Raw genomic sequence first — 18,772 nt, forward strand, 5'->3', positions numbered from 1 at the left:
TGGGCGGGTGGTGTGGTAGAATGCATGGGGAACCTCGTGCTGCTGGTTGGGTGATTGCTTCCAGCATACCACGAGGTTCTTTGTATGCCTATCCCTAAGCCTGTCAGAGCTTAAGTTACCACCTATGCCCCTTGCCCCTGATCCTCGATCTCCAATCCCGTATGTTCTTTGCTCTATGCTCTTTCTATGCTTTACATTTAAGCTTTGCTCGTATATAGTACTAGCACAAATGTTTGTATTTGGGGGATGGAATGAGTACAACTGCCAACGCTACGTTTAGTGTGGTGCAATGGGACGAAAAGCCGTATCACGAGCAAGCAGGCGAGGGCAAAACCACGCGCGCGCACGTCATCTATCGCTATGAAGGCGATTTAGTCGGCGAAAGTACGGTCGAATATTTAATGCACTATCCAGAAGCTGGCGATGCAACCTATGTTGGCTTGCAGCGCTTCGTTGGCACGCTGGCTGGCAAAACTGGTAGTTTTGTCTTGAAACATAATGGCACTGCCAACCAAACTGATATTTCCGATAGCATCGAAGTGGTGGCTGGCTCGGCAACTGGCGAATTGGCAGGCTTGCGCGGTAGCGGCAAAATTGCGCTCAGTGGCCATGCAGAAAGCTATCCTTTTGTGTTTGAATACGAGTTTGTTTAAGTGCTGAAACCTTCGCCACCAAGCCTGCGTACTATGGGCTAGAAGGATTGAGGTTCGAGCATCAGCATTGCCTTGGCTAGTTCTTTTGGCAAGGCGAAAGGAACAAAAGGTCATGGATTGTTCAGCATGTGGCCGTCACAACGAAACAGCAGCGGTATTTTGTATCTATTGTGGTTTTCGGCTTGAAACCGTTAATCAGGCCAAGCCATTTCAGCCTGCGCTTGGCAAGACAATAGATTTACGCCGTGAGTCTGGGCCTGCTGTCCAATCGATTCCTGCTATGCCCAAACTTGAGCCTGTTGTGCCACCGGTGGCCGCTGCCCAGCCAATTGCCCCAGTTGCTCGACCCAGCAAGCAAACAAACGATGGGCTGATGCTGATTGGGATTGTCCTGCTTGCGCTGGTCTTCTTTAGCAATATCGCTATTCCAACGTGGGCAGTGATTATGATGGCGATTGGCGTGCTTTCACTGCGCAATTCCCGCCAGACTGCGGTATGGATGATTGGGATTCCAATTCTCGTAATAACTAATTGGTGGTGGGCAATTGTGTTTCTGATCATGTTCAGCAACGATAAATCAAAAGGTTGCGGCATGAAACATTCATATAAGCATTAATCAATAAAATCTGCGCTATTAAACAATGGCTCTGCTGCATTGCAGGGCTATTGTTTTTTAAGTGGCTGCGATCTATACTCGCTAGGTTTTGCTAGGTTCGCTAGTGCATTTTGGAGGAGTAAACCATGGCCCAATATTTGTATGGGGATCGCATTGCAGCCCAAGGGCGTTTGATGCTTGGTTGTTCAGCAACCCTATTTGATGCCACCCGCAGTAAGCTTCTGCTAACGCGCCGCACCGATAATGGCCGCTGGTGCTTGCCTGGCGGCGCATTTGATCCTGGCGAGTCGGTGAGCGAAGCCTGTGTGCGCGAGGTTTTTGAGGAAACTGGCTTGATTGTCGAAGTTGTGCGTTTGTTGGGCGTGTATAGCAATCCCCATCGCATGATTCGCTACGCCGACGGCAATCAATATCACATCGTGAGCCTTAATTTTGAAGTTGCTTTGGTTGGCGGTGAGCTTGGGCTAAGCAACGAAACCACCGAAGTTGGTTATTTCAGCGAGGCCGAAATTGCGACGATGGACATAATTGATCCTCATGCTGAGCGGCTGGCAACAATTTGGGCCAACGAGCCAGGCATTACAATTGCCTAATATATGCAAAAAAGCCCCTCGCCCAAGCTTGGACGAGGGGTTGAGGCGAGCAAAATAGCTTATTGCCCAACTTGTTTATGAATACCTTCGCCTAATTCTTCGATAAATTTGCGATTGAAGGCTGGAATATCGTTTGGATTGCGACTTGTGACCAAGCCATTATCGACCACAACTTCGCGATCAACCCATTCGGCCCCAGCGTTTTTGAGGTCGCTTTGTAAGGTTGGATACGAAGTCATTAAGCGGCCTTTGACAAGTCCTGCATCAATCAGCGTCCATGGGCCATGGCAAATTGCGGCAATTGGTTTGCCTGCCTCAGCGATAGCGCGCACAAAATTTAAAACATGCTCTTCACGGCGTAATGTATCGGGGTTCATCAGGCCACCAGGCAAAAGTAGCCCATCGTAATCGGCGGGGTTTACTTGCTCAAGGGTATGATCAACGCTGACTTCGCTGCCCCAATCTTTACCCTTCCAGCCGCGAATCGCGCCAGCCTTGAGTGAAATCACATGGGTTTCAGCGCCAGCTTGTTCGAGCGCTGCTTTTGGTTCTTCTAGCTCACTTTGCTCAAAACCATGGGTTGCAATAATTGCTACGCGTTTGCCTTTTAAGTGATGACTCATTATGCATACCTCCTGTTACACCTTTGTTTTATGCAATCACAGAAGGCAAGATTCAGGCCACAGGTGGCTAAGTCGGCCTCGATCAAGCCAGATCGAGGCCGACAGTGGTTATTTGTTGGGGGCTGCGGGCACGCTGCTTGGTGGTTGCTTGCGGAAAAATTTTGCAGCTGCCAAGAAGACTTTCGGGGTAAATAAACTTGCTGCTGAGCCAATCATATGAATTGCACCAACCATGGCGTTGGTCGCGGCGCGATTGCCTGCTGCTGCCATGTTCACCTTGTCGCTATACCATTGCAGCACCCGAATTGGCAACAGCGGCTTATAGGTCGGTGTGTCAGCTAAACGTGAATCTTCGCTAATCGTGGTAATCCAGCCTGATTTGTTGCGGCGAGCCAAGGCTTTTTGAAAGCCCAAAGCCCATGGTGCGCTGCCAACGCCTTCACGTTGCAGCCATGTGGCCAAGAGTTGGGCGCTGAGGGTCGTGTTGGTAATGCCTTGGCCATAAATTGGATTCAAGGCACACACGCTATCGGCAATGGCAATTAATCCGGCGGGCATGACTGGCAGTTGTTCGTAGTGCAGCCAGCGATTTTCGGTTTTGGCGTAGCCATAGACTTGGCTGGCTGGCGTGAATTTTTGGGTTATTTCGGCCACGAGCGGGGTACGCATGCGTGCCAGCCAAGCCTCGAACTCGGCGTTATCGGTTGGTGGCCGTTGGCTGCCGACGCCGCCGATCGTCAGCAACCATTGGTCGTTTTCAACTTTGAGAAAGGTTGCGCCATGGCGAATATGCGGCGGCATGGGCATGACAAACAGCGCTGGCCAGCCTTGCCAATCGGTGGGAGCAGTGTACATGCGGGTGGCATAGCCAACATCCGACTTATAAATCGTCTCTTTGACGCGGCCAAATTGATGCTGTTCGAGCCATTCGGGCAGTTTCGATGGCCGACCTGCTGCATCGACCACCAAATTAGCTGCAACCTCGCGCTGCTCGCCAGTATCGCGATTGCGCACCTGCACGCCAACAACTTGCCGCCCATGAAACAGCAAATCGGTCACGTCTTGGCGGGTCTGAATTTCAATGTTGGCAATTTGACGAATGCGGCCCAAAATTGCCGCATCGAACAATGGGCGAGTGGCGATAATGCTGCGATAGTTTGATGGCTGTGGCTCGGCCCAACCAGCGGCAAATAAATAGCGGCAATCGTTCATGAGATCAAGCTCGTTGCCGCCGAGTGCCTTCATATCGTCGCGCAGGTTGGGGAACAGCTTTTCTAGCTCTAGCAGCCCGCGCATGAGCAACAAGTGCAATTGACGGCCTTGCGGCACGCCAGCCCGAAATTGCACGCCGTCTGGCAAACTATCGCGCTCCAAAATGGTTACTTTGCTATAGACGTCGCTCAACACCCGCGCGCTGAGCAAGCCGCCGATGCTGGCTCCAATCACAATCGCATGGTCACGTCTCACAACACACCTCCCACAAGCTAGAATGCTCGACTTCTATTCTAGGAGTATAACAAAGCTACGGGTGTTTGCCTATGCTTAAATGTTGCGCTGCAAGGGCAAATTTGGCACCAATGTGGAGGCTTTTGGGCGAATTTTGCTCATCAACACTGGAATAAAGACCCGGGGATGAAACAGTGCCATAGGATTGCCGATCATATGCACCATTTTGATGAATTCGCTAAATACAACGTTGCTCGACACGCTGGCTTGGTTGATTTGCTCAAAGTAGGGCGCCAAAAATTTGCTCGCTAAGGGGCGCTTGAAATTTGGATCATAGCGGGCATCCTCGCCGCTGGCCATTTCCCAGGCAAACTGATTGTTTTTTGCCAAATCGCGCTGAAAGCGTTGGCCCCACGCTGCCGAGCCACGATCTTGCTCTTTGAGCTTTTGGCCAAGCAAAATTGCCCCAAGCGTGGCGGTGCTAATGCCTTGACCATAAATGGGATTGAAGGCGCAAACCGCATCGCCCAAGGCCACCACACCTGCTGGCAATTGCATGCGCTCGTAATGGCGTTGGCGATTTTCGGTGCGCGCATAGCCACTGGTTGGGCTGAGTGGCTGCGCTTGGCTGAGCAAATCGGCCAAAATTGGCGAGGGTAATTCGCGTAGCCATTGCATAAAGCCAGCTTCATCGGTTGGTGGTTTGGCATGATTAACGCCACCGCCAGTCACAATCCAACGATTGCCCTCTACTTCGAGCAAAATCGCGCCTTTGGGTGCGCTTGGCGGCTGTTGCATCACAAACAAGCCTTTCCATTCGTTCCAGCCGTCGGGCTTGGCATAGATGCGTGAGGTATAGCTGAGTTTGGCATCGAGCACAGTTTCACTGATAACGCCACATCCAAGCTCGGCTAGCCATGTGGCTAATTTGGAGCTGCGCCCGCTGGCATCAACCACTAAATCGGCGTATAAACTCGTTTCGCTGCCAGTTTGACGATTGCGCGCTTGCACACCCTGAATATGCCGCCGATTGCCAATTAGATTGATCGCATCGTGTTGGGCAAAAAACTGAATCTTGGGGTTTTGCAACAAGCGGCGGCGAATTGCCCAATCGAATAACGGGCGGGTAGCTGAGAGGGTTTTTAATTCGGTTGGCTGTGGGGTTGTCCAGCCATTTTTGAGATAGTAGTGGCAATCGTTGACGATATCAAACGCTTGGGCACCAAGATCTTGGAGTTCTTGCTGAATGCCGGGAAACATAATTTCCAGCTCGCGCGCGCCACGAATTAAGAGCAGGTGAACATGACGACCTTGGGGCACGCCCGCCCGGAAATCGCTGCCCTCAGGCAAATTATCACGTTCAAGCACGCTCACACGGCTGTAATGGTGCGATAAAATATGCGCCGTAACTAATCCGCTGATGCTCGATCCAATAACAATTGCGTGATCTTGCAGCATTGTAGAACTCCTTGGTTATCTGTTGTTGATCGTATTGTCGCTGGTGTGGCATTGGTGGGGTCGCTGCTGAATGGCGGGAGCATTGGTGCAATATTGTGGTGCGAGCTTAGTCATTTCATGCAGCAACCAAAATTTTGATTGCTGCATAGTAGCATACATAATTTGTTTTGTACGGCTTTTTTTTAGGCTAGAAAGGCTTGGTTAAGTAGGTCATTTGGACACTCTAGTTGGGGGATTTGTTGGAATTTATTAGCATAGAGGCTGGTGCGCAGTTGTTCACCAAGCGCTGCATAGCTGATTTGGGGCTGTGTGCTTAGAATCGTGTTCAAGAAGAAGCTCATTGCACCGTGGTAAGTTCCACCAAAGTTGGCATCGGCGGCAACTTGCTCTGCTTTACATGCAGCAAGTAGCACCAAATTCTCGTGCTGTGGGCGTTGGCCAAAACGCTGTTTCTGCAACGAACCAATCAATTCGCCAGCAAACTTGGCAATTTCAGCAGGGTCGCTGGTGCGTGGCTGAAGATCGCGAAGTTGCTGGCTGACGCTAGCAACCTGGTTTTGTTGATAGGCAGCTTTTTTGGCGCGAATTTCGGCGTAGACCTCGTTGGCTGGGGTTAATGTGCGATAGCGAATATCAGCAAACGGATCTTTGCTAATCGTGCCCGAATGGCAGCAATCCATCAGCAAAATGAGCCGCGTTGTGCCCAAAAACCCTTGATACAGTTCAGCCAAATGATCGTCGGTCAGCACGCCAGCGCTCGTATAATCGATTGGGGCCAGGCATTCATCGGCGCCATCTGGTTCGTCGCCATTTTCATCTGGTTGGAGTAAGCCATGGCCGGCATAGTGAAAGATCCGCACTTCTGGTTGTCCGTCGTTAAGCGGTTCGGCCAGCCAGCGCAGATTTTCGATGATTGCTTGGCGGGTGGCCGCTGTATCGGCGACGAGCCGCAATTGATCGTCGGCGACACCATGCTGGGTTTTGAGCAGTTCGCGCACCGCAGTTACATCGTTGACACAACCCTTGAGTGGCCGCTCGCTATATGTATTGATGCCCACAAATAAGCCACGCATACCCATGCTGCACGCTCCTCAGATAGTTATTTGGCTAGTACAGTAGTTGTCTGCGCGTGCCATGTCAAGCCCAATCTAAAACTCAGGATTATGGCTCAAACATAGGGTTAGCCAACAGGGCTGGGTGATAATTGGCAAAAACGTGAGCAATTCGCTGGCCCATGGATCAATGCTATCAATTTCGTAGCGCAGGCTTTGATAGCCATTGTGCTGGGCGAACTGCATGGTTTTTTGTAATAGTACGCGAATGATCGCTGCTTGCTGAACGCTATACCCATTGGCAACTCCAATTAAACCTTGTTCGAGGGTTTGGGCAGCTGTTGAATGATAGATACAATTGAAGCCGACAAGCTGATCTGCGGTATACAGCACAAATGATGCTGCTGCATGAATGTCGGTCAAGAACGCGGTTTGGGCTTCGCTGGTTGTTTGGGTGGCTGGGTTATAGCTATGGGTGGCCTGATAACAGCTATTGATTAACTTGAGCAATGGTTCTGGTTGATTGCTGCTTAAATAGGCTTCAAACGAAGCAATTGTTAAATCCTGCGCTGGCTCAAGCTGGGGAATTTCAATGTCTAGCAGCGAAAACTCACCAAGGTAGGTTTGTTTAATAATCTGAAAGCCTTGCGCATGCAAAAAATTCAGTGTCTGTTGGGCATGGCTCCATGTGGCGGTTTGCAGGGTGCGGCCTTGAATAATGCTGGTTTGAGCGATTAACTGGGCATAGAGTAGCTGGTCGATGGCTGCCTGTTGATAGGCAGGCTGAACGTGAATGCCAATATAACAATGCTGGGGATGAAAGCGGTTATTCCAGAGGCTGCCAACACCAATCAGCTGCTCTTGATGCCAGGCACAAAGCGTTAGTTCGCTTTGCTCACCAATTCGATAATAGCCAATTGTGTCGATATCATCGGGCCAACACTGTTGCATCAGCTGGTCGATGGCTGCTTGTTGTTGTTGATCGTACACTCGAATCGATAGTGGATCGGGCGTGATTGCCATGGATTTGCTCCTGATAATGTTTAGTCGTTGCCGATTAAACCACATTTAGCAGCATGGGCGCTGAGCAAATCCCGCCCCAAACTGTTTGGATAGAAGCGCTCGTTGCGACATGCAAAACCAAGATAATCAGGTACAATAGGCGCAGACGGGAGCAAAGAACCTAGCTGTTCTTTGCTCCCCTTTTGCGAACAATGGAGGACAAACGGCGTGAGCGCAGAGCAACGACCAATTGTGATTGGGGTCGCTGGTGGAACTGGATCGGGCAAAACCACAGTTTCGCAGGCAATTCTTAGTCGCGTCGGGCCATCACGAATTGCATTTTTACAACATGATTCCTATTACCGTGATTTTGCTGAGCTTTCGTTTGAAGAGCGGCTACGGGTCAATTTTGATCATCCTGATTCACTGGATAGCAATTTGCTGGCGCAGCATGTTGAAGCCCTATGCAACGGCCAAACCATCGAAGTGCCGATCTACGATTTTACCCGTTATGCGCGGCGGCCTGAAGTGATGCATGTGCAGCCACGGCCAGTGATTTTGGTCGAAGGCATTTTGATTTTTGCTGAAGCTGTGCTACGCCAATGCATGGATGTGAAAATCTATGTTGATGCAGATGCAGATTTGCGCTTTATTCGGCGGCTCAAACGCGATATTGCCGAACGGGGCCGCTCGATCGAATCGGTGATTGAACAATATACCAACACCGTGCGACCAATGCACCTTGAGTTTGTCGAGCCAACCAAGCGCTATGCTGATATTATTATTCCGCGTGGCGGCCTCAATGCCATCGCCATCGATATGGTGATTGCCCGCGTTGAGTATTTGCTGGCCGAGAGCGAAAAAATAAGTATGCAGGATGAGCATAGAGAACATAGAACATAGAACATAGAACATAGGGGTCAGTGATCGGGTGTTAGGGGTCGGGTGTTAGGGGTCGGGGATCGGGTGTCAGGATTTAAATGCAGAGGCGCAGAGGAAATATGGCTATGGGCTTTTGGCTATCGGAACATTATTCGTGCAATTCGTGCAATTCGTGGAATTCGTGGCTAAAATAATCTTCGCGGCCTTCGCGGTTTCAACCCTTCGTGGATTACTCGATTCCTGACAACCGATTCCCAGCCCGCATTATATACGGAGGAAATTGCATGCAGCGCCGACGATTGATGATTATTGCAACTAGCCTGACGCTGCTTTCGGCGAGCGTTGGCTTGAGTTTGGCTCGGACGAATAGCTTGTTGGATGACCCTGATTGTAGCATCAGCGATTGTACATTCTTGCCATTAATTTTGAACAATGCGAGTGCGATTACGACCTTGCCAAGCGCTACGCCAACCGCATTGAGCGTAACAGTTTCGCCAACCGCTGAGCCAAGCCTAACGGCGACGGATACTCCGCTACCAACCAACTCGCCAACCGATGTTGCAACGCCAACCAATATTCCAACCATCAGCGCAACTGCGACCGCAACTGCAACCGCGACCGATCTTCCAACTGCAACCAGCGTTCCCACCAACACGCCAACTGACGCGCCAACTGCAACTACAATTCCCACCAACACGCCAACCGATGTACCAACCGCAACTACAATTCCCACCAACACGCCAACGGAAACGAGTACGCCGACCAATACCAACACACCGACGAATACGCCAACCAATACCGCCACCGCCACCAGTACAATCACAGCTACGCCGCGACCACCAACAACCACGCCAACCACGATTGTCGGCACGGCCACGCCAACCACGCCCGCCAACTTCACGCGGATTGTTTGGTCGACTGCGGTGCCAACGCCGTTTAGTTATCCATTTGGTGCAGTCGAAGCCCAAGGTGCGGTTGTCGGCGGCAAACTGTATGTCTTTGGTGGTTTCGGCCAGCCTGGCTTATCTGGCGATACGCCCTCGCGCTTGTCGAATGTCTATGATCCTGTTGCTAATACTTGGACGGCGATTGCGCCCTTGGAGCGTGGCCTGACTCACGTTGGCACGGCGACCGATGGCCAGAAAATCTTCTTTGTTGGGGGCTATATCGAGGATTTTGATGGTGTTGGCCAAATTTTTGGCTCGCGGGTTTCGCGCTATTACGATACCGCCACCAATAGCTACACCAACTTGCCAGTAATTCCAATCCAACGTGCCGCTGGCCAACTGTATTATTTGGAGCGCAAGTTGCACTATGTTGGCGGAACCTACTACAAGCAGGCTGATGTTGGCACCCACTTTGTGCTCGATTTGAACAATTTGGCGACTGGCTGGGTAACCCAAACCAACCAAATAACCTATGCCGAATTGCCCAACCCGCGCCAGCATGCTGGCGGCGTGGTGCTTGATGGCAAGCTCTATTATATTGGCGGCCAACATGGCCACGACGGTAGCTTAACCGTCGATAACGATGTGCATCGCTATGATCCTGCAACGAATGCGTGGGAGCAATTGGCCGATATTCCTTTGGCCTTAAACCACATTAGCCACTCGACGCTGGTGCTTGGCGGCAAGATTTTCGTCTTTGCAGGCCAGACAACCAATGGTACAAAACATAACACGATTTATGTGTACGATCCGGCGACCAATACGTGGGCACAAATGCCTAACAACTTGCCAGCAACCCGCTATTCGGGCATTATTGGCGAGATTAATGGCACACTCTATTTCACGACTGGCGGCGGCACCACCAGCTATCGTGGAATTCCCACACCCTAAATTCTTTTGTCAGGGCGTTGGTCGAAACTGCGACCAACGCAAACGCTATGAGCATCAACATCTATCCAATTCCGCGTGTGCTTACAACCAATCCCTACCTTGATTTGTTGTATGCGCCATTTACAGCGTGGCCTGAGCTACGGATCGTGCGCCAGCCGTTTGCCCAAAGCTTGCGGGCTGGCTTGCTACAGCGCGATCAACGGGTTTTGCATTGGCATTTTTTCGATGAATTAACTCAGCGTCCGCGCCAAAGTGCAACTGCTTTGCGCAGTATAAGCTTTATTGCGCTGTTGCGTTTGCTCCACGTGCGTGGCGCAAAACTGGTTTGGACAGCACATAACGTAGAGCCACACGAATTGCGCCATCCTGCTTGGGCTACGCGATGTTACCGGGCGATGGCGCAGGCCGCAGGCCAGATTATTGTCCATTCACAAGCAGCAGCCCAATTAATTGACCAACGCTACCAGGTTGCAACAAAAACGACAGTGATTGCCCATGGTTCGTATATTGGCGTCTATGGTGAGCGTTTGGAACAAGCGTTTGCCCGCCAGCAATTGGGGCTTGCAGCAGAAGGATTTTTGGCGCTTAATTTGGGCACATTGCGCCCCTACAAAGGCGTCGAATTGTTGATCGAAGCTTGGACTGCTGAGCTTGGCCAATTGGAGATCGTCGGAGCGGTCAAAGATCCGTTATATGTTCAGCAATTACAACAGCTTGCAAGTGCGCCAACGATTACTATTCGCCCACAGTTTATCGCTGATCAGCTGTTGCCTGCATGGTTTGCGGCGGCGGATGTGGTGGTCTTGCCATATCGCAAAACATTAACCTCGGGCATGTTATTGGCGGCGCTGTCCTATGCTCGGCCCGTGGTTGCTCCCGATTTGCCGCCAGTGCGCGAGTTGATCCGCGAAGGTGAGAATGGCTTTTTGTTTGAGCCAAATAATGTAGCGAGTTTACGATCCGCCTTGCAACGCGCCGCCGCCCATCCCAATCGTCAAGCCTTGCACCAAAACGCCTTACAAACGGTTCAACATTTGGAATGGGCACAGCTTGCGGCGCAAACTGCTAACGTGTATCGGCGTTTATTTGAGAAGAATTCATGATTTCAGGCCAAATTTCGATTATTATTGTGAGCTACAACAGCGCCGAATTGCTCCCAGCCTGTTTTGCTAGCCTCGCCACCACCAACGACGCCAACTATCAATTAATCGTCGTCGATAATGCGTCGAGCGATGGTTCGGCTGAACTGGTGCGCCAAGATTATCCTCATGTAACAGTCATTGCTAATGAACATAATCATGGCTTTGGCGCGGCATGCAACCAAGGCATGGAAGTCGCAACTGGCGAATATTTTGTATTTTTCAATCCCGACGTGCAAATAACTCCCAACTGGCTGACAATGTTACGCCAGCATCTGCACGAACATCCACAGGCAGCGATTATCTGCCCAACCACGTTGTACCCCAACCAAGCGCCGCCAACTCGCCAAGGCGTGGCGCTTACGGCGGCGGTTCCTGGTTGTGCGTTGTTGTTGCGGCGGAGCGCATGGCAAGCAATTGGCGGCTTTGATCCAACGATTTTTCTCTATTGGGAAGATACTGAGCTGTGCTGGCGGGCGTGGTTGTTGGGTTGGCAGGTGCTAGAAGATTTCGAGGCGCTGGTGGTGCACGAACGTGGGGGCAGCGGCGGCGGCCAGCGTTGGTTGGTCGAGAGCAGCAAAAATGGTTTGTATAGCTACCTGAAGTTGCGGCCATGGTCGGCAGTTTTTGGCTATAGCGTGCGCATGCTGGCCAAAACCGTGCTTGTGAGCCTGCGCCAGCGCAACGTAGCAATGTTGACTGTTTGGACGTGGCATCTGAAGCATCTCAAGCAGACGCTTGCAACCCGCCGCGCAATTCAAGCCCAAGTCACTGCCGATCGCAACGCGGTCGAGCGGTTGATCAAACAGCACCTAGCGCGTGGCAAACGGGAACGGAATGCAAGGATGAAGGATGAGGGATGAAATCAGAAAGAACATAGAGCATAGAGCAAAGAACATAGAATATTGGGGCTGGGGATTGGGGGATCGGGCTAACGGACAATTTTTCGTGGAATTCGTGCAATTCGTGGCCTAAACCTTAACTTCGCGTCCTTCGCGCTCTTTGTGGTTCCTATCCCTTCGTGCTCCTTCGTGGATCAATATCTCCGATCCCTTCAGGCTTGCGATAATGGTACAATAGCTGCGGGCGCAAGCCCTTCTGAATGTTTATAACCATGGTGCTGACAACCTATGTCCACAATATTGCTGGTAGAAGATGAAGCCCTGCTCGCCGATACGCTGCGTTACAACCTCGAACGTGAAGGCTATACCGTGCTTTCTGCTTCCGATGGGGTTACTGGGCTTGATTTGGCTCGCGCCGAACAGCCCGATTTGTTGATTTTAGATGTGATGCTGCCTAAGCTCGATGGCTTTTCAGTCTGTCGAATTTTGCGCCGCGAAACCAATATTCCAATTATGATGCTGACCGCCCGCCAAGATGAAGTCGATCGGATTGCTGGCTTGGAATTGGGCGCTGATGATTATGTGATTAAGCCATTTAGTCTTGGCGAATTACTAGCCCGCGTGCGGGCAATCTTGCGCCGAACCGATCGCCAACCAACGGGCGTTGAACGCGAATTGCTCACCGCCGCCAATCTCAAAGTGGATACTGGCAGCCGCCGTGTGTTTCGCGATACCAACGAAATTACCCTTGCCCAAAAGGAATTTGATTTGCTGGTCTGCTTGATGCGCAACCGTGGCATGGCGCTCTCGCGCGATTTGCTGCTCGAACGGGTTTGGGGCTACGATTTTCCAGGCGATTCGCGCACGGTTGATGTGCATGTGCGTTGGTTACGCGAAAAAGTCGAGCTTGACCCAAGCAACCCAATTTATATCCAAACAGTGCGCGGGATTGGCTATCGCTTCAATGATCAACTGAGTCGTAGCGAGCGCAAAAACTAATGATCTGGATTGTGTTGTTGGCGGTGACGACGATCATCGCGCTGATTTGGGGCTGGCGTGGGCAACGCAATTTGCGCCGCGAGCTGGCCTATTTACGCAATCGGCCTGTGGTTGCGCCGCCGCCACCAGCCGATCCATTTAACCAATTGTTTCGCACGCTCAGCGCCGCGCTCGATGCAGGCGTGATTGTCGTCAATGATGGCCGTACCATTCGTTATTGTAACGATGTTGCGGCCAAATTATTTGGGGTCAGTGCCAACGCCGTGCTCAACCATAGCGTTATCACCTTGGTGCGCGATTATCAGGCCGATACGATGATCGAGCAATCGATTCGCCGCCGCGACCCACAACAAGTTACCTTGCAACCAGTGCTTTCCAACCGCACAATTCGGATTTGGTGTGAGCCAATGCCCGAAAGTGGTGCGCTCATTTTGGCCCGCGATTTGACCCAACTCAGCTTGTTGGAGCGCGCGCGCCGTGATTTGGTGGCGAATGTATCGCACGAATTGCGCACCCCACTAGCTTCAATTAAGCTTTTGGTCGAAACCTTGGCAACCCAGCCGCCACCAGAGTTGGCCCAACGTATGCTTGGTCAAGTTGATACCGAGCTTGACGCGGTGATGCAGTTGGTCGATGAATTGCACGAACTTTCGCAAATTGAGTCTGGGCGCACGGCCTTGCAATTGCAGCCAACCGCAGTCAGCACAATTGTTGAGCGAGCACATGATCGGATTCAGCCCCAAGCCAAGCGTAAAGATCTGCGGGTTGTGGTGAGGGTTGCTCCGGATTTACCCGAAGTTTATGTTGATCGCGACCGAATTAGCCAAGTGTTGCTCAATTTGCTGCATAATGCGGTCAAATGGACTGATGCTGGTGGCACAATTACGATTGAAGCAGGCTTGCGTTCGCGGGCTGAACTCGGCCATTATCTTAGCCGCATGTTGGAGCCAAGCAATCGCTGGGTGATTATGGCGATTCACGATACTGGCGCGGGAATTCCTGCCGAGGCGATTCCGCGAATTTTTGAGCGTTTCTACAAAGTTGATCGGGCGCGAACTCGTGGGGTTGGTGGCACAGGCTTGGGCTTAGCCATCGTCAAACACTTGGTCGAAGGCCATGGTGGCGTGGTCTGGGTTGCCAGCAGCGAAGGCCGTGGCAGCAACTTTACGGTAGCACTGCCCGTCGTCGAAGATGAATAATTGTGTGATTTGAGGGAAATCATGACCGCGTTGAATGTGCAAACATGGGCCGAACAGTTACGCAACCAAGTTGGCCAAGTGGTGGTAGGCAAGCAAAATAGCGTCGATTTATTGCTAACAGCGCTTTTGTGTGAAGGCCATGTGCTGCTGGAAGATGTGCCAGGCGTTGGCAAAACAACCTTGATTCGGGCGCTGGCCCAAAGCCTTGATTGCCAATTTCGGCGGGTGCAATTTACCCCCGACCTCTTGCCAAGCGATGTGACGGGTCTGAATTTCTACAATCAAAAATTGAGCGAATTTCAGTTTCGGTCTGGGCCGCTGTTTGCCAATATTGTGCTGGCCGATGAAATTAATCGCGCTACGCCACGCACCCAATCGGCGTTGCTCGAAGCCATGGCCGAAGCCACGATCACGATTGATGGCGAAACCCATCAATTAACCCGCCCATTTTTGGTGCTGGCAACCCAAAATCCAATTGAGCTTGAAGGCACGTTTCCCTTGCCCGAAGCCCAACTCGACCGCTTTTTATTGCGGGTCAATTTGGGCTATCCCAGCGAAGCAGAAGAACATGCGATCATCCAACGCTTTAATCAGGGCGATCCATGGGTTGCCATGCAAGCGGTGAGCAATCAGGCGCAGCTGTTGGAGGCGATTCAGGCAGTGCGCAGCGTGCATCTGAGCGACGCAGTGCGGCAGTATGCAATTGCGATTGTGCGCGCAACCCGTGAGCATTCAGAAATTGAGCTTGGAGCTAGCCCGCGTGGTTCGTTGGCATTGACCCGCGCTGCACAGGCTTGGGCTTTAATTCATGGCCGCGATTTTGTGCTGCCCGATGATGTTAAACAACTGGTGCCGAGTGTTTTGGCCCATCGCCTCATTTTGGGAGCCGAGGCTCGCTTGGCCCAACGCAGCCCAGAGAAAATTTTGGCCGATATTGTCAAAAGCATTGCCACGCCAGTTGAGGAACGGGCATGAAAGGGCGGCGAGCAGGCTTATTTTGCTTAGTTTTGCTCTTGATTATTGGCTTGCTGACCGATGTCATCCTCTTGCCATTGGTTTGTATGCTGGGCATTATGGCGCTCGCAGCAGTAGAATTATGGGAATGGCGCATGTTTCATCGTGTTGAATATCAGCGTGAGCTTGGCCATACTCATCTTTTCCCCGATACCACGACCAGCCTGAGCCTGACCCTGAGCAACCGTAAATTTTTGCCCTTGCCATTCGTCAATTTGCACGATTTAGTGCCTGTTGGGATTCAGATTGAGCAGATCGAAACCCAACCTGCTGCTAGCCCGAATTATCGAATCTTAGCCCGCGCTTTTGGCTTGAGCAGCTACCAACAAGTGACCCGCCAATATACGATTCGCTGCCCACAGCGTGGCTTGCACCGCTTTGGGCCTGCCAATCTGAGCGCTAGCGATCCGCTTGGCCTGAGCATGAGCCGCGCCACAATCAACGATATTGATCGTTTGATTGTCTATCCGCGCTTGCTGAAAGACCCCGAATTGGGGATGCCCTTGCGTGAGCTGTTGGGCACAATTCGCGCCTCACAACGCTTATTAACCGATCCAGTTGTGCCAATTGGGATTCGTGATTATACCCAAAGCGACCCGCTGAAAAGCATTCACTGGACGGCAACTGCGCGCCGCGGCCAATTGCAAACCAGAATTTACGAGCCAGTAACCGCATTAACCGTGATGTGCATTGTTGATATTGAAACGATTGTGCCCGCGTATCTTGGGGTCAATAAATTCCAAGGCGAACGCTTAATTAGTATGGCGGCGACGGTTTGTAGCGCGTTGCACAAAGCTGGGCATGCGGTTGGCTTATGGTCGAATGCGGCCTTGGTCGAAGGCAATACGGCGGTGCATTTGCCACCCAGCCGTAGTCTTAAACAGGCCAGTGCGATTCTCGAAGTGTTGGCGCAACTGTCGCTCTATTCGCGGCTCGAAATTGCCAAGTTTATTGGGCGCGAACAATCGCGCTTGCCTTTAGGTGCAACGGTATTGCTGATTAGCGTTGTCGATACGCCTGCTCATCGCAGCGCATTGACCCGTTTGCGCGAATATGGCTACGCACCGGTATGGCTGTATTTGGGCGAACATGTGCCCAAGGTCGGCGGCATCAAGCTGATTCATAGCTATCAGAGGGAGCCATGATCAATCGTCAAAGCGCCAAATTATTAATGTTGCTCAGTGCCTGCATCGCCTATAGTAGCCTGATGAGCCTTGTGCTCAACAGCTTCGACATTGTTGGCGACAATGCGAGCGCTGTGTGGCGTTGGCCAGTTTTTTGTTTTGGCTTGATTGTCATGGTGAGTGTGCGCCTGCGGTTGCGCCAACGAGGTGCGATTATTGCCACTGCTGGCGCGATTGGGCTGAGCATGCTTGGCTGGCTTTGGTCGCGCACTGAATTCAGTGGTCAAGAATTGGTCTTGAGTGGTTTTGGGGTGAGCTTCTTGATGGCGCGGGCAATCAACGCTGATCAATGGAATCACGATTGGTTGCAACAACTGTTTTGGCGCGGGCTTGGCTTGTTGGTGGCGTTTGTGGCCTTGGGGCCAGTTATGACCCGTGGTGCACTTGAAGAAGCTGGCTTCATTCAGCTGTTCGTTGCCCAAGCCTTGGGCTTTGTCGCTGCATGTTTATTTGCCATGATGCTTGATCAAAGCAACCAAGCAGAGTTGCAAACCCCGCCAATGCTGGGCTGGAGCAGCTTGTTTACCGTGTTGATCATTGGCATTCCGCTGCTGCTTTTTGAGCTTGTCGATGGCCAACGGAGCATTGTAGGGCTGATTTTTAGCACGTTTATTGATGGACTGGTGCTGATTGTTGGGGGCATTAGCGTTGGGTTGTCGTGGCTGGTTGGCTTGCTGATTCCTTCATTCAAGCCTAATCAACGCCCGCCGGAGCAACTGGTGATGCCCGAAGCTGTCGATCCTTCAACGCTTAAACCAGAGGAAACCAGCCAAATAAGTTCGTTGCTTGGCGATCTGCTGACGATTAGCGTGGCCTTGATTGGCGTGCTGATGATTTGCTGGTTGATTTATCGTGTCGTGCGTTGGCTGCGCGACGTTGAAACGCGAGCTGTTGTGCCTGGCGAAGTTGTGATCGAGCAATCGATTTGGTCGTTTGATAGCTTGCGCGAACAGATTTTAGAGCGTTTTCGGCGCAAAAAGCCCTGGAAATTTGGTGCTGACGATCCACAGCGCCAAAAAGTGCGCCGCGTGTATACCAAGTTTTTGGAGCTTGGCGAAGATCAAGGCCAGCCACGAGGCAAGCATCAAACTGCCCACGAATATGGGCATGGCTATGCTCAACGCCAGCCCGATAGCGAGCCAGCAATCGATGAATTAACAGCTATCTATACCCAAGCTCGCTATGCAACCGAGCTTGATCCAGCGGCCTTAGAACGCGCCGAACAGGCCCTCAAAAACATTCAAAAAAACCAAGTTTAGCCTCGCCATTGCACGCTGTGCCATAAGGCAAATTGGTCGGGAATGGTTTGCGGTTTGCTGGTTGCCAACATCATCGATAAGGCGGGATAGCGTTCGAGCCATGTGCCAATCCATGCTGACCAACGCTGTTGCTCGTTGGGCTTGAGTTGGTCCCAACCTTCGATCAATAACAACCATACGCCAGCAGCCAAACCACGTTTAACCACCAATTCGTTGATCGCAAAGCCAAGCTGTTCCATCTGTTGATGCAACAATTGCAAGGGTTGGATTGAGCGGTCTGCTGCTTGCTGAACGCGGTAGAGCAAAGGAACATAGGCGGTTGGTAATTGGGCGCCGCGTGCCCATTGTAAGCAGAGTTGTCGCATCGCCAGCGAGCGTGAACCTGGCTCGATCAAGGCTAGACGGGGAGTTTCACGTAGTGCGTCGCGTAAGGTCATCGATGGGCCACCTTCGACCTGCTGAAATTGCAGTGGCAAGCGTTGCAGATGGGGCAACAACGGCTGCGAGCCAACCAAGGTTTCGCCTTCGAGCAAATGGTGGCGATAGCGCCGAATCTGTCGCCCATCACGCAGGCGAGGCAGGAAGTTAAGTCGAAATGTTGCAAGGGCCATGGCCGTGCCTCCTAAAACGATAGCTGTGCGGTTTAGCCTACGCCTTGGCTTGCACGCATTCAAGCAGTTAAGGTTACAATGCGATGACGGGACGAGACGAAAGGATGAGGGGTGAAGGATGAGGGATGAGGGATGAAGGGCGAGGGATCAGGCTATTGGCTATCGGAACATAATCAACAATAATCTGGGGCTAAAATAATTATTCGTGCAATTCGTGGCGGAAAATTTAACGCAGCGGCGCAGAGCAATGATGGCTATGGGCTAGCGGAAGCATAATCAGGGAAATCTGTGTTAATCTCTGGCGAAAAAACGAAGCCTTCGCGCTCTTCGCGTTCTTCGTGGTTTCTGGCCTTTGTGTCCTT

General features: G+C 51.7%; 18 protein-coding genes. 12 read left to right on the forward strand and 6 right to left on the reverse strand.

Annotated features, from left to right (window positions below):
• Positions 1–251 precede the first annotated feature (251 nt).
• From SE18_RS05280 to SE18_RS05290, 3 genes are all read left to right on the forward strand, one after another.
• Positions 252–653, forward strand: a complete 402-nt coding sequence (locus tag SE18_RS05280) for a DUF3224 domain-containing protein (RefSeq protein ID WP_054533384.1) — start codon at positions 252–254, stop codon at positions 651–653.
• 112 nt (positions 654–765) lie between these two features.
• Positions 766–1,269 carry a zinc ribbon domain-containing protein gene (locus SE18_RS05285; protein ID WP_054533385.1) on the forward strand — a complete coding sequence of 168 codons (504 nt, stop codon included), beginning with the start codon at positions 766–768 and terminating at the stop codon, positions 1,267–1,269.
• Between the two features lie 125 nt (positions 1,270–1,394).
• A complete protein-coding gene (locus tag SE18_RS05290; RefSeq protein ID WP_054533386.1) occupies positions 1,395–1,862 on the forward strand; it encodes an NUDIX domain-containing protein in 468 nt (155 codons plus the stop codon).
• Between the two features lie 59 nt (positions 1,863–1,921).
• Here SE18_RS05290 and SE18_RS05295 read toward each other — a convergent pair whose 3' ends face one another.
• The 5 genes from SE18_RS05295 to SE18_RS05315 all read right to left on the reverse strand — a co-directional run bounded on the left by SE18_RS05295 (position 1,922) and on the right by SE18_RS05315 (position 7,464).
• Positions 1,922–2,485, reverse strand: coding sequence for a type 1 glutamine amidotransferase domain-containing protein (locus tag SE18_RS05295; RefSeq protein WP_054533387.1), 564 nt, complete (start codon positions 2,483–2,485; stop codon positions 1,922–1,924).
• 108 nt (positions 2,486–2,593) lie between these two features.
• Positions 2,594–3,952, reverse strand: a complete 1,359-nt coding sequence (locus SE18_RS05300; protein ID WP_054533388.1) for an NAD(P)/FAD-dependent oxidoreductase — start codon at positions 3,950–3,952, stop codon at positions 2,594–2,596.
• A gap of 75 nt (positions 3,953–4,027) precedes the next feature.
• The gene (locus SE18_RS05305) at positions 4,028–5,389 is read right to left on the reverse strand and encodes an FAD-dependent oxidoreductase (RefSeq protein WP_054533389.1); all 1,362 of its coding nucleotides are present in this window, start codon (positions 5,387–5,389) and stop codon (positions 4,028–4,030) included.
• A gap of 182 nt (positions 5,390–5,571) precedes the next feature.
• A complete protein-coding gene (locus SE18_RS05310) occupies positions 5,572–6,468 on the reverse strand; it encodes a caspase family protein (RefSeq protein ID WP_054533390.1) in 897 nt (298 codons plus the stop codon).
• A 69-nt stretch (positions 6,469–6,537) separates the two neighbouring features.
• Positions 6,538–7,464 carry a GNAT family N-acetyltransferase gene (locus SE18_RS05315; protein ID WP_054533391.1) on the reverse strand — a complete coding sequence of 309 codons (927 nt, stop codon included), beginning with the start codon at positions 7,462–7,464 and terminating at the stop codon, positions 6,538–6,540.
• Between the two features lie 207 nt (positions 7,465–7,671).
• Between SE18_RS05315 and udk the strand changes: the two genes are divergently transcribed.
• The 9 genes from udk (at position 7,672) to SE18_RS05360 (ending at position 17,799) form a co-directional block, all read left to right on the forward strand.
• Entirely contained in the window at positions 7,672–8,346 is a 675-nt protein-coding gene (gene udk, locus SE18_RS05320) for a uridine kinase (protein WP_054533392.1), read from the forward strand.
• A gap of 263 nt (positions 8,347–8,609) precedes the next feature.
• A complete protein-coding gene (locus tag SE18_RS05325) occupies positions 8,610–10,163 on the forward strand; it encodes a Kelch repeat-containing protein (protein ID WP_054533393.1) in 1,554 nt (517 codons plus the stop codon).
• A 47-nt stretch (positions 10,164–10,210) separates the two neighbouring features.
• Positions 10,211–11,266, forward strand: coding sequence for a glycosyltransferase family 4 protein (locus SE18_RS05330; protein WP_054533394.1), 1,056 nt, complete (start codon positions 10,211–10,213; stop codon positions 11,264–11,266).
• Positions 11,263–12,165, forward strand: a complete 903-nt coding sequence (locus SE18_RS05335; protein ID WP_054533395.1) for a glycosyltransferase family 2 protein — start codon at positions 11,263–11,265, stop codon at positions 12,163–12,165. The genes SE18_RS05330 and SE18_RS05335 overlap by 4 nt, the downstream gene beginning before the upstream one ends.
• A gap of 267 nt (positions 12,166–12,432) precedes the next feature.
• Entirely contained in the window at positions 12,433–13,143 is a 711-nt protein-coding gene (locus SE18_RS05340; RefSeq protein ID WP_054533396.1) for a response regulator transcription factor, read from the forward strand.
• Positions 13,143–14,342, forward strand: coding sequence for a sensor histidine kinase (locus SE18_RS05345; protein ID WP_054533397.1), 1,200 nt, complete (start codon positions 13,143–13,145; stop codon positions 14,340–14,342). The genes SE18_RS05340 and SE18_RS05345 overlap by 1 nt, the downstream gene beginning before the upstream one ends.
• A 21-nt stretch (positions 14,343–14,363) precedes the next feature.
• Positions 14,364–15,317: an AAA family ATPase gene (locus tag SE18_RS05350; protein WP_054533398.1), complete on the forward strand. Its 954-nt coding sequence runs from the start codon at positions 14,364–14,366 to the stop codon at positions 15,315–15,317.
• Positions 15,314–16,501, forward strand: a complete 1,188-nt coding sequence (locus SE18_RS05355; protein WP_054533399.1) for a DUF58 domain-containing protein — start codon at positions 15,314–15,316, stop codon at positions 16,499–16,501. The genes SE18_RS05350 and SE18_RS05355 overlap by 4 nt, the downstream gene beginning before the upstream one ends.
• Positions 16,498–17,799, forward strand: coding sequence for a DUF4129 domain-containing protein (locus SE18_RS05360; protein ID WP_054533400.1), 1,302 nt, complete (start codon positions 16,498–16,500; stop codon positions 17,797–17,799). Before SE18_RS05355 ends, SE18_RS05360 begins: the two co-directional genes overlap by 4 nt.
• Here the strand turns inward: SE18_RS05360 and SE18_RS05365 are convergent.
• Complete coding sequence (locus SE18_RS05365; RefSeq protein ID WP_054533401.1) at positions 17,796–18,410, reverse strand: NACHT domain-containing protein; 615 nt, start codon at positions 18,408–18,410, stop codon at positions 17,796–17,798. The genes SE18_RS05360 and SE18_RS05365 overlap by 4 nt on opposite strands.
• Positions 18,411–18,772: the final 362 nt, after the last annotated feature.

Source organism: Herpetosiphon geysericola (genome assembly GCF_001306135.1).
Lineage (GTDB): Bacteria > Chloroflexota > Chloroflexia > Chloroflexales > Herpetosiphonaceae > Herpetosiphon > Herpetosiphon geysericola.